The sequence below is a fragment of the Chitinophaga dinghuensis genome, from assembly GCF_003259435.1.
Lineage (GTDB): Bacteria > Bacteroidota > Bacteroidia > Chitinophagales > Chitinophagaceae > Chitinophaga > Chitinophaga dinghuensis.
In genome coordinates, this window is sequence record NZ_QLMA01000003.1 from 374,187 (window position 1) to 390,862 (window position 16,676).

The 16,676-nt window shown below is 45.0% G+C and carries 10 protein-coding genes; 3 read left to right on the forward strand and 7 right to left on the reverse strand.

The window, feature by feature from the left end:
- Positions 1–4: 4 nt before the first annotated feature.
- The 3 genes from CLV59_RS10630 to CLV59_RS10640 form a co-directional block, all read right to left on the reverse strand.
- Positions 5–1,225, reverse strand: a complete 1,221-nt coding sequence (locus CLV59_RS10630; RefSeq protein ID WP_111592008.1) for an MFS transporter — start codon at positions 1,223–1,225, stop codon at positions 5–7.
- A gap of 66 nt (positions 1,226–1,291) precedes the next feature.
- Positions 1,292–1,681, reverse strand: coding sequence for an SdpI family protein (locus tag CLV59_RS10635; RefSeq protein WP_111592009.1), 390 nt, complete (start codon positions 1,679–1,681; stop codon positions 1,292–1,294).
- A gap of 183 nt (positions 1,682–1,864) precedes the next feature.
- Positions 1,865–4,576 (reverse strand): AsmA-like C-terminal region-containing protein, encoded by a 2,712-nt coding sequence (locus CLV59_RS10640; RefSeq protein WP_111592010.1) that lies wholly within the window; start codon positions 4,574–4,576, stop codon positions 1,865–1,867.
- 83 nt (positions 4,577–4,659) lie between these two features.
- Between CLV59_RS10640 and CLV59_RS10645 the strand changes: the two genes are divergently transcribed.
- Positions 4,660–5,250, forward strand: a complete 591-nt coding sequence (locus CLV59_RS10645; RefSeq protein ID WP_111592011.1) for a TrmH family RNA methyltransferase — start codon at positions 4,660–4,662, stop codon at positions 5,248–5,250.
- A 103-nt stretch (positions 5,251–5,353) separates the two neighbouring features.
- On the opposite strand, the gene CLV59_RS10650 is transcribed toward CLV59_RS10645, so the two are convergent.
- The 4 genes from CLV59_RS10650 to CLV59_RS10665 form a co-directional block, all read right to left on the reverse strand.
- Positions 5,354–9,118, reverse strand: coding sequence for a DUF3857 domain-containing protein (locus CLV59_RS10650; protein WP_111592012.1), 3,765 nt, complete (start codon positions 9,116–9,118; stop codon positions 5,354–5,356).
- A 219-nt stretch (positions 9,119–9,337) separates the two neighbouring features.
- Positions 9,338–10,984, reverse strand: coding sequence for a hypothetical protein (locus tag CLV59_RS10655; protein ID WP_111592013.1), 1,647 nt, complete (start codon positions 10,982–10,984; stop codon positions 9,338–9,340).
- Positions 10,985–11,096: 112 nt separating this feature from the next.
- Positions 11,097–13,472 (reverse strand): ribonucleoside-diphosphate reductase subunit alpha, encoded by a 2,376-nt coding sequence (locus tag CLV59_RS10660; protein ID WP_111592014.1) that lies wholly within the window; start codon positions 13,470–13,472, stop codon positions 11,097–11,099.
- A gap of 29 nt (positions 13,473–13,501) precedes the next feature.
- Positions 13,502–14,476: a ribonucleoside-diphosphate reductase small subunit gene (locus CLV59_RS10665; RefSeq protein WP_111592015.1), complete on the reverse strand. Its 975-nt coding sequence runs from the start codon at positions 14,474–14,476 to the stop codon at positions 13,502–13,504.
- A gap of 420 nt (positions 14,477–14,896) precedes the next feature.
- Between CLV59_RS10665 and CLV59_RS10670 the strand changes: the two genes are divergently transcribed.
- Together CLV59_RS10670 and CLV59_RS10675 are read left to right on the forward strand one after the other, a co-directional pair.
- Entirely contained in the window at positions 14,897–15,538 is a 642-nt protein-coding gene (locus CLV59_RS10670) for an ABC transporter ATP-binding protein (protein ID WP_111592016.1), read from the forward strand.
- 1 nt (position 15,539) lies between these two features.
- Positions 15,540–16,652: a hypothetical protein gene (locus CLV59_RS10675; RefSeq protein WP_111592017.1), complete on the forward strand. Its 1,113-nt coding sequence runs from the start codon at positions 15,540–15,542 to the stop codon at positions 16,650–16,652.
- Positions 16,653–16,676 lie beyond the last annotated feature (24 nt).

Consider the following 16,676-nt stretch of genomic DNA (forward strand, 5'->3'; position numbering starts at 1 on the left):
TGGTTTAGTGAGACGCGTTTTTTTTGTTTAATACGTTTACCCTGTACATAACGGCAATGGAAGCCAGTATTAGCAGCAGATAGCTCACCCCCAGGTTGCCGCCGTCTTTGGCGGGTAATACATAAGTGATCAGGTAACTCAAAAAAGACACAATTACATAACATAGTCCACCTGTTAATCCACCTGCGATTCCTGCATTTTTTGGAAACTTCGCCAGACAGTAAGTGAAATAGTTGTTATAGGTAAATCCTGCTCCCACATGGATCAGAAAGGCAAAAAACAGTATGACAGGCAAGGTGTTCAGTCGTTGTAAAGTTAATAACAACAAAGTGGCAAACAGTAACTGTAATACTACGTTGGTATTCATCTTTCGGGTGAAAGGCCGGTTGATCAAGGCTTTCCCGGTGAAGCCGCCTACCATCCAGGCCAGTCCCAGTAGTAGAGAGCAATAACCGGTCACCACTGGAGAGAGGTTAAAATGATGCTCGATGATAAAAGGACCGGACATGTTATATACCATGATCATGCTGTAGCCAAGGCCCAGCATAAGTATGCCCAGCACAAAGCTGCCGGTACGCAGCATACTGGTGTAGATACTGGTGATATTACCCAAATGAAATGGGACGGCATGTTGTAATGTTTCTCCGCTGAATATGACTTCTCCCAGGAATAATACGCCTGCAATGGCTGCGAGGAAGTAGAAATTGGATTCCCAGCCAAAGCTAACTTCCAGATATCCACCTATGAAAGGGGCTACTATAGGGCCTGTAGACCAGATAATGGTGAAAAGACTCAGATAGTGTTTTAGTTTTTCTCCACTGAATAAATCCACGAAGAAAGCGCGTTTGGCCACTACCATCGCGGCAATGGTGATGCCATGAATGATACGCATGGCATAAATAACATAGATATTATGCGTATTGGCAATCGTTATGCAACTGATAAAAAATACAAGTATTGCTGCCAGGGAGATACGATATCTTCCATAGCTATCCAGTAACCCGCCTACAAAAAGTTGGGATACGCCATAGCTGATTAAAAAGAGACTGAGCGTCAGCTGGGCCTGACTGCTGCTGATACCGAGTGCAGCGGTCATGCCTGGCAGCGAGGGCAGGTAAATGTCTGTAGCGAACCCCGACATGGGGATCATGGCAAAAGCCAGTAGGGTAGCGATTCCTATGTTCTTCTTCTTAATTGAGCCTAATTGAATGGTGCTGTCTGTCATGGATTCCTTTATTGTTTCTTCAGACAGCAAAGTTGAGTTATAAGAAAATAAGAATTGTCATATAACCTACAGTTTTGGTGGGATACGGCGTTGACCTTCTTCATCAAACTCATTACTCAACATCCATTCCGTATAACCGGTAATATAGAGGACTCCTGCTACTACAGCGCCTACGGTGATGTACATGAACCAGTCCGACTGCCGGTCAAAAAATAAGGCGCAGCAAATGCCTAATAACACCAGGATACTGCCTACCTGCCTGGAAACCATCGCTGCATCTTTGTTGCCGGCATCCCACATTTCCTGATTACGGGTGGAAAGAAAAGTACGGTATCCATACCAGGTGTTGATACTTTTAGGAGGATAGTGTTTGATAAGGTAGCCCATTAACAGGAATATTAGTCCGCCAAGTAGGGCTGCATTACACCAGGTACTGTGTAGGATATTTACTATCATGGCTTAACGGGGTTTTGGGTTATTATAAGTTACGAATATTATGCCAGTAATAAAAGAGAGGGAGAACCCAAATTTCCCATAAAATGATGCCTAAATGCGCTGGCAGGGACGACTATAAAAGGAAAAGGATTGACGTCGCTGAACGTCAATCCTTTTCCTTTTATATAGTTGTTTACGCTACAATTAGTGTTTGGTGGAGTCTGTAGCTGGTTGCTTTTTCTTTCCAAAGAGGCCATTCAGCACGCCTTTGGCAGATTCGCCTGCCTGCTTGCCGAGGTTTTGTACCCCGTTGCCGCTGGAGGTGCTGTCTTTCTTGCCCAGCAACTGATTTTTCAGTTCATCCTTAACGCTGTTAACTGCCTGATTTTTCAGGGAATTAACGGAGTCGCGCACTGTGCTCTTGATGGTGTCTACCTTATCTTTCACCAACTGTGTAGCTTGTGCTTTCAGGTTATTGGCACTTTCACGAAGGTCTGTTTTCAGGGAAGGTTTCATGATATTACCACCCATCGCTACTGCCAGGTGAACGCTGTCGCCCACATTGACATTCACGCCTCTGCTCTGTGCCTGTGAAGCCAGGCTGTTCACCAGGTTATTGCCGGCAGTACCCATCAGACTGCGTGGCAGCGCCAGTTGGAGACTATAATCCAATGATTGGTCAAAGCCGTGAGATCCGGCAATATCCATGCGGATACCAGCTACCGTCACTTTGAATGGATTCACTTTTACGCGGCCGTTTTCGAAAGCGAAGTAGTTTTTAATATCACGGAGACTGATATCTTTCAGCTGAGAGATATTCAGAGAGCTGGCGAGCTGATCTACCGGTGCGAATTGTTTGAGTACACCTTCAATCAGCAGGAGATTACCATCGCCAGTGAGGGTATTCATATCCGGCATCATATCCTTGCCCAGTTTACCATGCATGGTCAGCTGGGAAGTGATCTTACCATTCAGGAACTTACCGATAGGCATCAGGCTGCGAACAGTGTTGAACGCATTAAATGCCTGTTGTATATCGATGCGTTGTACATCGTAGGTCAGGTTGATATCTGGATTCGCTTTGCTCACTTTAGTGCTGTAGCTACCAGTGATAGCCATCGTACCTTGCAGCGCTTCCGCTTTCAGTTGTTGCATAGACACGGTTTCATCTTTTACCGTCAATGCACCAACGAGATTATTCAGGTCTACTTTATCGTAGTGTACTTTACCTACATTGGCATTCATCGCGATATTCAGATTGGCAGGAACCGGGAATGGCGCACTGCTGGCAGCGGCAGCATCTCCTTCTTTCTTCGCCGCAGGAGTGGCTGCTGGTGCGGTTTCTGTAGCAGGCATCCATTTATCCAGGTTGATCTGGTCTGCTTTCACGTTGAATTTACCGTCCAGCGCTTCGTTTTTCAGCGCATAGGCGAGGAGGTTATTCACTTCTCCATCTGCCTGGAAGTGAGAACCCAGGTATTCTGCATTCAGGTCCTTCACTGTAACGTTTTTAGGATTGAATTGCAGGGCGAGGTTATTCACTTTTACGCCATCAGGATAATCTTTGCTTTTGTATAGCATATTGCTCAGTTGCAGAGAGCCCGCAGCATAGAACTTATCGTATTGCTGCTTTTCGATGGCGCTCATATTACCTTTTGCGCTGATGTCTGCATCGAGAAGACCTTGCAATGCCGTACCTGAAGCCAGTTTAACATACTGGGGAATGGTAGAGAGATCCAATTTACCTTTTGCAGCCGCGTCTACATACATGTCGGAAATAGGTGTTTGCACCAATACCCGCATGTCTACCGGGGTATTATCCATTTCCAGATGGCCTTTGGACATATTGATCACGGTATGATCCGGAACGCCGTCAGGGTTGGATATTTTCACTGCCAGCTGGATGTTTTTAACAGGCTTTGGCAGGTCAGGATACTGGAAGAAACCATCTGTTACAGCGAGGTTCAGACCGAAGGAAGGCATTTGTACAGGAGAGTAATTACCTTTTACATAACCATCGAAAGCGGCTTTACCACTGGTTTTGATCTTGTTGAAATCAGCTGCGTAGATGGCAGGAACCAGCGACAGTAAGTCTTTAAATTCGTTTCCAGGCGATTTGAAGTTGAAATCCATGCCGTAGGTGGAATCATTCACAATACGGAACAGACCCGCGAAATTCAATACCAGGTTGTTTAAAGATGCTTTGGCATCTTTCAGCGTATAAGTGCTGGTGGTATTATCTATCTGGATATCTGCATCCAGTGCAGTTTTTACGCTACTCAGATACGGAATCAGTCCATATTTGAAGGTAACGCCGCTGGCATCTGTATGGGTATTCAGGGTGAATTTATCTTGTGTGAAATCGCCGCTACCTTTGTGATTCAGGCCGGCTACTTCCATGAACATATTTCCCTGACGGTCGTCGTAGCTGATATAGGCATCTTCGATGCTATATTGTTTGAGACTGAGGGCGAAACTGGTTTTGCTGGTATCAGTGGAGGTTTTGGCAGCGGTATCGGGTTTGGTAATATCCCAGTTGGCATGGCCGTCTTTATCTACAATAGCGTGTATACGAGGCTGTATCAGCGCAATATTATAAATGTCCATCTGTTTACCTTTGATAACGCTCATGAGATTGAGGGCTACATCAATTTTGTGTACAGAGAGGAGGGTATCATCTTTGAAACTATCCTTGCCGATGACTTGCAGGTCTTCCAGACCTACCGCCAGGCGGGGAAAATGCCTGATCAGGCTGATGTCTACATCTTTAAAGTCTACTTTGGCATTCAGGTTGTCGTTGAGTTCCGACTTCACTTTGGCCATAATTTTGTCCTTAAAGAAGTAAGGAATAGCAATAGCAGCTAGCAGCAGGATAATAAAGGTGATGCCCGTAAATTTGAGTATCTTCTTGAGCATAGGTTTTGTCTGATTTTAAGATTGTGCGGTGAAATTACCTTATTTCGTAATTTTACGCCCTTCAGGATAAATATTTTTTTTATATGACACCAGAAAGACGGGAAAGATTATTGTCTGTACTTAATAAACGGCAGGGAAATCTGACGGTGGTATTGGAAAATGTGCAGGACCCGCACAATATTTCCGCTGTTATGCGTACATGCGATGCTGTTGGTATACAGGAGATCTATGTACTGAACACCAAAATTCCCCGGCATAAAAAATGGGGCGCCAAAAGTAGCAGTTCTGCCGCCAAGTGGCTGACCGTGCATCAATTTGACAATATTGATGCCTGTTTTGCAGCTTTGCGCGCTAAATATGATAAAATTTTAGCCACACACCTGGCACATGATGCGATAAGCCTCTATGATATTGACTTTACAGGTTCTGTAGCCTTGGTTTTCGGCAATGAACATGCTGGTGTGAGCGAAGAGCTGATCGAAAAAGTAGATGGCAATTTTATCATCCCTCAGATGGGAATTATCAAATCGCTCAATATTTCAGTGGCTTGTGCGGTGAGTATCTATGAAGCGATGCGTCAGAAATCACTGGCCGGGCATTATGATAAACCCGGATTACCAGAGGCGCAGTATAATACACTCCTGGAGCAATGGGGATTTGAAGAAGAGGAGTAACCGTGTCTCCCTAATACATTATATACAAAGAAGTTGTATAAAAAGAAAAGGATTGACGTTGAAAGCGTCAATCCTTTTCTTTTTAGTTTTTACCGCATCGGTATTATCTGAAAGAGATATACTTCTGCTCTGCTTTTATAATCCCATTGAAGAACGTTTCCAGTTCTTTCAGCTGGGCAGCTTCCAATGTTTTGTTACTATTGGTGGTAAAGCGTCTGGTTACTAACAGATGATCATCCGTTACCTTCTTGAATTCCAGCGCATAAGACATATCGCCCATTTTTAGGGTGGTGGTGGAAGGTACCTGGTCAAACTTCTTGCCGTCAGAAAGACGTATATGTATTTCCGTTAGGTAGTTATCTACCGCTTCGTAATCGTGATACATAAATGGATACTGTCTTGGCTCCGGAGTGAAGATATTAGCGGTGGCCACCACTTCCATAAACGGCAGTTTGATCATGTTGATATCGCCCACGTTGATGATCTCGTTCTTCACTGTGAAGTTGGTATTGAGCCACAGGGTGTCTGCCAGGTTATCCAGGTTGTTGAAGTTATACTTATCCAGTACTACCTGGTTTTTGAACGTTCTGCTTACTTGTGCTTGCACGCCGTCTTTGATGTCATCCGGCGTTTTATGGAGATAGTCGCCCCTCAGACCTTCCGTCAGTTCACCAATATATGCACAGTTGGAGTTAATCACCGCATCAGCATCCTTCAATGTCACATCCATCTTACGATACATGGATTTGGCGGTGTAGTTGCTGGCTGGGATAGTTGTCAGTCGCTCGCCTGGTTTGTAATCGTACGGAATATTCAGGATCTGTGCGCCGGCCAGGGAAGACGGTACTATTCCAAATGGCAGCATGTTGGAGGTCAGTTCCTGGTAATAAGTTTTATTATTCGCTTTGAAGGCAATAATGCAATGATTGAAATCCAGCGAAGGTAACTGCATATTATGCTCTCCGTTGTCGCGGGTACTTACGAGGATTAGATTGGCCGGCAGATTCGCTTTGCGGGCAAATGCGAGGAACAGGGTAGACAGGTCTTTACAGTCGCCCAACTTGGTTACCAAAGTTTTACCTGCTTTCTGCGGCACATATGCACCCTGTCTGAAAGATACAGAACTGTAAGAGATATTCTTCTCGATATAATCGTAGATATGCTTCGCTTTCGTTAGGTCGTCAACGTTAGCAACTCCTTTCGGGAAGATTTCCTTGAAGGCCTCATTGATCTCGTAATCTTCTTTGGATTGTTCGCGGGTGATATCGCTGTACCATTCGCCGATTACATCCCAGTCTTTCACGGTGGAGATGTGCAGTACCTTACCTACTTCCGTAATGCCAGGCATGTAGTATTCGCTGCGGATAGGAGGAACATTCTCTTCTCTCCAGCTATACATTTTATACTGCTCATGCTGCGTGATTTTTGGTTTTGCATTGCCGCCATTTCTGTATTCAAAATACAACGGAATGGTATCCGCAACGAGGATATTGTAAGTAGATATGTTGGTAGGCACATAGTCGGAGAGATAAAATTTATCCCAGAACTCCCGCTTCAAACGGCCACGGCCTACGCTTCTTACTTTATAGCTATAGTATACCACATCGCCTACATCCAGTTTGGTGAAGACGATCTGGTTATCATTTGTTTCTGCCGGAATCCTTGCTCCGCTTGGTTTTATGACCTCCGCTTTGGAGATAATCATGTCCTGGTAAACGCCGTTATAGGGGAGTGATATTTCTTTCCAGCGACTAATACCTTTCTTGTTACTGATATAGATAGCGGTATTGATCAGTTGTTCGCCTGCGCCTTCCGGATAGAGGATGACATTTTTTTCATCGAAGATGAATGCGTAGGGTTGGGTGCTGTCTTGCGGTTTCTGGGAATACTTTTCAATCTCTTTGTAGTAATCCATAGCAGGAAAATACTTATCTACTGGTTGTCTGTTTTCCAGCATGCGTAGTTGTTCCCTGTATGCGAATCCGCCAGCATGCAGTGCCAGCGCTTTTTTGAAGTAGAGGACGGCGGAATCCTTCTGTTTCATTTGCGCATAGCTGGTAGCGATGTCTCCCAGTGGCGCATGATGGTAAGGACTGATCTGATGTTCGAGATTCAGATAGTAGATAGCAGAGTCATATTTCTGACTGGCGAAATAATATCTTACCAGTGGCGTATAGGAATCCAGATCATATGGCGCAACATTGAGCATTTTCTTCATCAATGCCACGGCTGCATCTGTTTTACCCTGGTTGAGATATACTTTGCACAGTAAATTGTAGGTGTTGTAATCGTATAGATCTTCGCAATATTTTTCCAGGGCGGCAGTACCTTTTGCAGGATCGTTGTTCATCCTGGTTTCGTACTGGTAAATGGTTTGTACCACCTGTGCATTATTAGGATATCGGGCATAGGCATCTTTCAGTTGCAGCACCATGCTATCGATTTTTTCCTGTTCTGCGAACAGTTGCATTTTTTTGACAGAAGTAATTCTACGTTCGCCTTGCATACCGATTATTTTATTCAGTACTTCCATGGCTTCCGTATAGTTTTTCTCTCCTTCCAGTTTGGCTACTTTGGTGTATAGTATCCAGTAATTATCTGGTACCAGTGTTTTCAAGGTTTCCATGCTTTCTTCCCAATCGCTGCGGTCGGTGGAGCCGGACATGCAATCCAGGTAATAGTTGGTAATGAAAGCATCTTTTGGATAAGCCTTTTGCAGTTTTGCCAACAACGATTTTGCTTTGTCCCATTCCTGGTTGCGGATATATACTCTACTCAGGAGAATGGAATTGATGATATCCTCAGGCTGAGCAGCGATTTGCTTTTTGAAGTATTCTTCTGCGAAGTGAGGTATCAGTGCTGGTTCCTCTTTGGAAGCGTCTATCTGGTATTTTTCTGGTGTTGTTTGAGACACGATTCCGGGAACGGCTCTGTAACGCTGATCTGTGAGGCGAACGATGAAGTTCGGCGCGGTGCCGTCGTCTGTATAGCCTATCTGTACGAGGATGCGGTTGAAGCCTTTGTTCAGATGTACTTTCACTTTCCACCAGTCGAGTTCCGTTATGATTTCTTCAGGCTGGCTGATGACCAGTTTATCGTTTACCCAAACTTTCATGGCGCCGGTTCCACCGAGACATAGGAGCGGATCTATGTCAGACGGGGAATTGACAAATGTTTGTGCGTAGCCTACTGCACTTTTGGAAGAGAAGAAAGAGCCTACAAAGCTCCAGCCTTCGCGGGTAGTATGCAGGGGAACGAACCAATTAACAGGGCTGTTATTATTGCTGCTGACGAAATTGGTACCGGTAGGTTTTTTAACCGGACCGTAGTCTTTGTCGAACCCGCTGCCCATTACGTTATCGAAGGGGCCTACATATGCCCATTCTTCCAGTGCGCCCATGCGTGGATAGAAGGGTTTTGACTGTGCGGCGCGATTGCTTTTCACGTTGTGCATTCCCATGAAATAGGCTGCTGCCGCGTTCATGGAGCCGTTGTAGTTTACGGTATCTGTGAGGATACGTTCGATGTTTTCCAGCTGCACTCCTTCCTTAGCGCCATATTCGCCCAGGATAGGATTGAAGAACCATAATGCATATGCATATGGCGCTGGAGACTGTAGTTCTTTCAGGGGATTGACATACAGTTTTGTGAAGTCGCTATCATAACCGTTCATGTTATTGAGTAACATGAGGGTAGTAATAGCGCTGTTTTTTTTAGGACCTCCTGCCTTGATTGCTTTTTGGAGATAGATAGTGGCAGACTTAAAATCATTTTTGTGAATAGCCTCCCAGGCTTTTTCGTAATCGCCCGCAAATAGCAAAAAGGGGCACAGAGTTAACAAAATAATAGTGCTAACAGCTCTTTTCATGATAAAGGATTTAACATCACAAAAATAAATATTTGTTTTTAGGTATTTATCGTACTAACACTGCCAGTAGCACGGATTTGCTGTGAAATTATCTTGTTGCTAAGAAATCATCTGTTGGGCTAACATGTCTGTGGGATGGGATCTGCGTGTGGTGGAAGCAGGAAAAAGAAGGGATTGATCGTGAAGATCAATCCCTTGTATCGTATATCTGTTTCTTTTCTAGTATCCTGCATTTTGGTTTACGCCAGGATAATTGTTCAGGAAAGAGAGTGGTATTGGTAATTTATCGTTGTTGAATTTGAAGCCTAAAGGTCCCAGTACGTTCATATGGATGCCCCATCTTACGAGGTTATTGAGCGTATTTCCTTCCATCGCTTGTTCCGGACGGGTAGCCTGTTGTATAAAGTTCATGGCTTCCTGTTTGGTAGGTTGAGCGGAACTATTGGTGGGAATACCGATACGATACGCGAGCAAATTGATCATATTCACCGCAATATCCGGAGAGAAGCGGTTGGCCATCTGTTCAGCTCTGATGGTAATCAGTTGATTCAGGTTGATGATGGGCAGGTAGTTTCCTTTTTTGAAGATGGCTTTAAGATCTGGATTACTGATAGGACGCGTGTCTCCCCAAATTATTTCTCTACTGTTATTGGAGGTGTAAGAGTTCATTTTGTTTGTTTCCAGTACTACTGCGCTGTCGTTATCAAAGATAGGCAGGCGGTAGTATTGTGGCCAGGATTCCGTCAGCATAGCGTTGCTATAGTGATTGGAGTTCTGTACAATCAGCGTATAGGCGGCTTCTTTGGACAGATGACTACGATTGGTATTGGATCTGGATAGGTATGGCAGCAGGTGCATTGCGCTGAACATGTCTATATCGGCAGTATAACGGGCCTCATCCGTGTTTGCCAGTTGGAGATTGGCAGGAGGAACCAGTGATGTATAATTGGGCGCCCCGCCGAAAAGATCTGTCAGTTTCATTCTCATATAGGCATGTATACCATTGGCTTCGCCTACCAGGGAGCTATCGTTTGTGGCTTTGAAGGAGAAGGCGGCTATGCGGTTAGCTTTGTTAAAAATGCTGATAGCGTTGTTCCACATTGTCTGGATTTGCGCGTTGCCGGAGCCGGCGCGGTATTGATCCAGTTCGCAATAGCCAGGCAGACTGCTGCAGTTGGCATCATCTGTATATACGGCATCAATTACCGCGACCAGTTGATGCCAGGTATGTACTTCATCGTAAAGATTATTGAGGGCATCTTTTGCAGCCTGGCTGGTGGCAAAAGGTTTGTTGTTGACATTGTCGTCTCTTCCGATGAGAATGCGGATGGTATTCGTTTTACCGCTATCGGATCTTACCAGATCTGCTGGCAGCGTGACGTAGTCGTTGTTATCCAGTTTGTTATCGCCATTTACATCTTTGTAAATGAAGTTTCCGGGATAGGGGAACAGCTCATTGACGCGAGCCGGAATGGTGTAAACCTGGTAGATAGAATCGTATCGATAGCCTTTGTTGCTCTCATTACGTACAGGCATGTTCGTTAGGTCGTCCAGTTTGGCTTCGATGTAATAAGCGGCGGCTGGAAGTCCCTTAAACAGGGCTTTCCCGTTGGCGTCTGTAGTGGTGGAAAAGGCGACCGTTTTTGCGTTGAAGTCGGCCTGCGATTTATACAGGTTTACGGTAACGCCTGTACGTAATACGCCATATGGTTTATCTGTGGCCCATTGTGTGGCGTCGTAAACGGAAATTTCGATTTTAGCGGTGTCGTACTTAACAGGATCTGTGGGGATTACTGGTGCGACAGGATCTTTGGTGGCGCAGGCAGCCAGCAGGAGTAGCCAGGCAGCATTTGCTAATTTTTTCATAGGGATACAAGATTTCATAGGGATGAAAATATAAAAATAGGAGGAAAAATAAAAAAGGACGCCTTGATAAGAAGGCGCCCTTTTTATGTACTTACTTTTTTGATAACCCGAATTATGCGGAGCAGGTCACGCAACCTTCTTCCATGGTGCATACAGCGCCCATCGGTATTTCGTCGATGGAAGGTTCTGCACCGGCAGCTACTACTGGTTGCATTTGTTGACCGCCTTGTTTTTCAACGGTGAACTGAACAGCCTGTGTAGCGGCTTGTGTACGGAGATAATACATACCGGTTTTCAGTCCTTTCTTCCAGGCATAGAAGTGCATAGAAGTCAGTTTACCAGCGGTAGGAGTATCTACGAAGAGGTTGAGTGATTGTGACTGGCAGATGAACGCACCGCGGTCAGCGGCCATGTCGATGATATTACGTTGTTTGATTTCCCATACTGTTTTGTACAGTTCCTTGATATTGGTAGGGATTTCATTGATATTCTGAATAGATCCGTTGTAGGCAATGATCTTGTTTTTCATGTCATTGTCCCACAGGCCCAGTTCTACCAGATCTTTCAGCAGGTGTTTGTTTACTACTACGAATTCTCCACTCAGTACGCGACGGGTGTAGATATTGGAAGTATATGGTTCAAAGCACTCGTTGTTGCCGAGGATCTGAGAGGTAGAAGCGGTTGGCATTGGCGCCAGCAGCAGGGAGTTGCGGATACCGTGTTTTTTTACGGACGCTTTCAGGTTATCCCAGTTCCAGCGAGCGGAAGGCGTTACGCCCCACATATCAAACTGGAAGATACCTTTAGATGCAGGAGAACCGGCGAAGGTAGCATAAGCGCCATCTTTCTTCGCGAGATCATTGGAAGCTTGCATGGCAGCGAAGTAGATAGTTTCAAATATTTCGCTGTTCAGTTTTTTCGCTTCTTCGCTTTCGAATGGATAGCGCATGAGGATGAAGGCATCCGCCAGGCCTTGTACGCCCAGTCCGATAGGACGGTGACGCAGGTTACTGTTGCGGGCTTCTTCCACAGGGTAGTAGTTATGATCGATGATTTTGTTCAGGTTGAGGGTAGCCTGGTAGGTTACCTCATACAATTTCTCATGATCAAACTGACCTTCGTTTACAAAGCGTGGCAGTGCGAGGGAAGCGAGGTTACAAACCGCTACTTCATTTGCATCTGTATATTCGATGATTTCTGTGCAGAGGTTGGAGCTCTTGATAGTACCCAGGTTCTGCTGATTAGATTTACGGTTGGCCGCATCTTTATACAGCAGGTATGGAGTACCGGTTTCGATTTGTGCATCGAGGATAGCGAACCAGAGATCCTGTGCTTTCACGGTTTTGCGTGCACGACCTTCCTGCTCATATTTATGGAAGAGTTGTTCAAACTCTTCACCCCAGCATTCGTGGAGTCCTGGCGCTTCGTGAGGGCAGAACAGGGACCATTCGCCATTTTCTTCTACGCGTTTCATGAACAGGTCTGGTACCCAGAGGGCATAGAACAGATCACGGGCGCGGAGTTCTTCTTTACCGTGGTTTTTACGCAGATCGAGGAATTCGAAGATATCTGCATGCCATGGTTCCAGGTAGATAGCGAAAGCGCCTTTACGTTTACCGCCGCCTTGGTCTACATAACGGGCAGTATCGTTGAATACGCGCAGCATTGGAATGATACCGTTGCTGGTACCGTTGGTGCCGCTGATATAAGAACCTGTTGCACGGATGTTATGGATGCTTAATCCAATACCACCAGCGCTCTGGGAAATTTTCGCTGTTTGTTTGAGGGTATCATAGATACCTTCGATGCTATCGTCCTGCATGGTGAGGAGGAAGCAGGAAGACATCTGCGGTTTTGGCGTACCTGCATTGAAGAGCGTTGGCGTAGCATGTGTAAACCAGCGTTCACTCATCAGGTTATATGTTTTGATCGCAGACTCGATATCTTCTTTGTGGATACCAACAGAAACGCGCATGAACATATGTTGAGGGCGTTCCTGGATACGACCGTCTGTTTTCAGCAGGTAAGAGCGTTCCAGCGTTTTGAAACCGAAGTAGTCAAATGCAAAATCGCGGTCGTAGATGATATTGGAATCCAGAATTTCTGCATTCTTTTCAACGATTTCCCACACATCATCGGAGAGGAGGGCTGCCGACTTACCGGTTTTAGGATCGATATAGTCGTACAGTTTTTTCATCGTTTTAGAGAACGATTTTTCTGTATTCTTATGGAGGTTGCTTACTGCAATGCGGGAAGCCAGCAGGGCATAGTCCGGGTGTTTAGTAGTGAGGGATGCCGCAGTTTCGGCAGCCAGGTTGTCCAGTTCGGTTGTTGTTACGCCATCATATATTCCCTGAATCACTTTTTTTGCAACGTCAATTGCGTCTACGTATTCCGTATTGAAGCCATAACATAGCTTTTCAATACGGGCAGTGATTTTGTCGAATTTCACTGCTTCTTTTCTGCCATCTCTTTTGATTACGAACATGGGGGTGAATTTAAGAGGTTAGAAAAACTTTAGAAATCTTCTTCCAGACTGAAGGTCTGTGATTCTTTACTGCCGCCGAGAACGCCGGCTTTCTGATAGTCGCCTACGCGCTTTTCAAAGAAATTGGTTTTTCCTTGCAGAGAAATCATTTCCATGAAATCGAAAGGATTGGTAGCATTGAATAATTTAGTGTAACCGAGTTCGGATAACCATCTGTCGGCCACAAATTCAATATACTGTTGCATCAGTCGCGCATTCATGCCAATCAGGTCAACAGGCAAAGATTCAGAAACGAATTCTTTTTCAATTTCCACCGCGTTACCAATGATGTGATGTACTTGTTCTTCGCTCAGTTTATTTTGCAGCATGCTATAGAGCAGGCAGGCGAATTCGCAATGCAGTCCTTCGTCTCTGCTGATCAGCTCGTTAGAGAAGGTAAGACCTGGCATCAGTCCGCGTTTTTTCAGCCAGAAGATAGAGCAGAAGCTACCGGAGAAGAAGATGCCTTCCACCGCAGCAAAAGCTACCAGTCTTTCAGCGAAAGAACCATTTTCAATCCAACGTAATGCCCATTCTGCTTTTTTCTTTACAGCAGGCACTGTTTCGATGGCATGAAATAATCTGTCTTTTTCCACTGGATCTTTTACATAAGTATCGATCAACAGTGCATATGTTTCAGAGTGGATATTTTCCATCATGATCTGGAAACCATAGAAGCAGCGCGCTTCCGGAATCTGTACTTCACTCATGAAGTTTACCGCCAGATTCTCGTTTACGATTCCATCACTGGCCGCAAAAAATGCCAGTACATGTGAAATAAAATGGCGTTCCCCATCATTCAAATTGGCCCAGTCTTTTAAATCACTGCCCAGATCAATCTCTTCCGCCGTCCAGAAACTCGCTTCGTGTTTCTTATACTGTTCCCAAATTTTGGGATAGTTGATTGGTAATAACACAAAGCGATCCTTGTTCTCTTTTAAAAGAATTTCATTCTCGTTGTTCATTATATAAATAATTTATGGGTACTGTCGAAGGTTTCTGATTTTCCAATAGGGGGTTAGCATGACTAAAAATCATTATACCACACTACATTCGTTCCGTCATTTTAGCTTCTGAAATCCAAACGCCCAGGATTACAAATGTAAGAGTGATATCTTAGCGAGCTACTTTTAGTTTTCCACGGGTGTGGAAAAAGAGTGTGAGTATTCTTGAACATTAGATCCCTGTTGCGTTTGCACGGAATGTGGATAAAGCACATCTTTATATTTTTTATGTGTGTAAACAATGGGGATATATACCTGTTTTTTATACTGTTTTACCTAAAGTGATGAGCTTCAATAGAAAAAAAGTTGCGGAAAATTTTTGACAATTTTAGGATATATATCTCGCAATTTTTCATATTTACAGTAATAATCATTTTTTATATGTCCGATCCGGTAATTTCACTCCATCAGGTCCGTAAGCATTATCAGGATATATCCGTACTGGATATCCCACAACTGGAGCTTAATACCGGCATCTATTGGCTCAAAGGAGAAAATGGCGCCGGCAAAACCACCTGCATGAAGGTGATGGCCGGTTTACTCCCCTTCCAGGGAGATATTACTATTAATAACACCGTGAATGCCCGACAACATCCGGTACAGTTCCGCCGACTCATCAACTATGCGGAGGCAGAACCGCTCTATCCCGCATTCCTCACCGGTCGGGATCTCCTGCAGCTCTACTTCCGGACAAAAGGCGGAGAACGGGAGCCCATCCTGGAACTGGCTTCCAGAATGGGTGTGGATAACTTTGTGAATAACCCGGTTAGCAGCTATTCCAGCGGAATGTTGAAAAAATTAAGCCTCCTGCTGGCCTTTGCAGGCAACCCCGCCATCATATTACTGGACGAACCACTCATTACCATCGATACCAGAACATTGGAAATACTCTATGATGTCATCCGCACCTGGCATCAGGCAGGTACCTCCTTTCTGATTACCTCCCATCAGCCACTGGACCCAAATGAACTGTCCGTGGCCGGAACTCTCACTATCGCCAACAGAAATATTACTTTGAACTAACATGGGTATTTTCAGGAGGATATTCACCGGTAGATTTTATGTGGAAAACACAGGCTTTTTCCTGGTGTTATTTTATTTTCTCTTTGGAATCGTCAACGGTTCCAATCTGCTTTATTACCATCTCGGACTGATGACCGGCTTTCTCTCCAGCTGGTCGTTCCTCTTGCTGGTGTTGTTTTTATGGCTGCTGTACACACTCAGAATAACGGGGTTTGTTATCAAAACACTGGAACAATCGCCCTACAGCTTTCTCTATAGCACCATGACCTGTATGGATGATAAAGAGAGACGCGGTCTCTGGTTGCGGCTACAGTTTCAGATGTATCTGCCGGTATTTGTGTACGGCCTGATCGCTGCAGGAGTTGGCATCTTCCGACATTATTATTTGCCCGCTGCGATCATTATCCTGTTCAACCTCCTGATGTGCATATGGCCAGTGCGCTTCTATGAGAAGAAACTCTGGCAACCAGACGTGTTTTTCTTTACTACGCGTTTCTCCAGGTGGCTGGACCGACACTTTGTGAAACCGCCGGTACTCTACTTTTACTACGAATTGTTCACCGCCTTTCCCCGTAAAATATTTACGACGAAATTATGGTCGGCCGCCATATTATGGCTTACCTTCTTCCTCATGCGTCAGAGCGATTTTATGGACCTGCGCGCACTCCAACTGGGAATGATCGGCTGCGTATTATTACATACGCAACTGATGATTCACCACCGGGCTTTTGAGGAGATATACCTGCCGTTTATGCTGAATCTTCCGATCAGCACACTGCGGAATTACAGCCGGGTTGCAGGGTTTTATGTCTTGCTACTGATACCTGAAATCATTATTATTTTCTTTCAGAGCAATCATCGGTTCACCATCACTGAAATAATGACTGCGGGCATAACCGGCATGACAATGCTGCTCCTGTTCAGAGTACTCTTGTATTTCCCCCGTATGAACGCAGAAGTACACTTACGCTGGATACTGCTGATTGCTTTCGTAGTGCTGTTTATGATACTCGGTGGTGCGTTATGGTACGCTGTAGCAGGGATGCAACTGGTGGCGGCATTGATATTCTTCAGGAAGTTCCGGGAATATGAACCCTGGATAGAAACAGAATGATTTTCGCAGTATCAGCAGCAGACT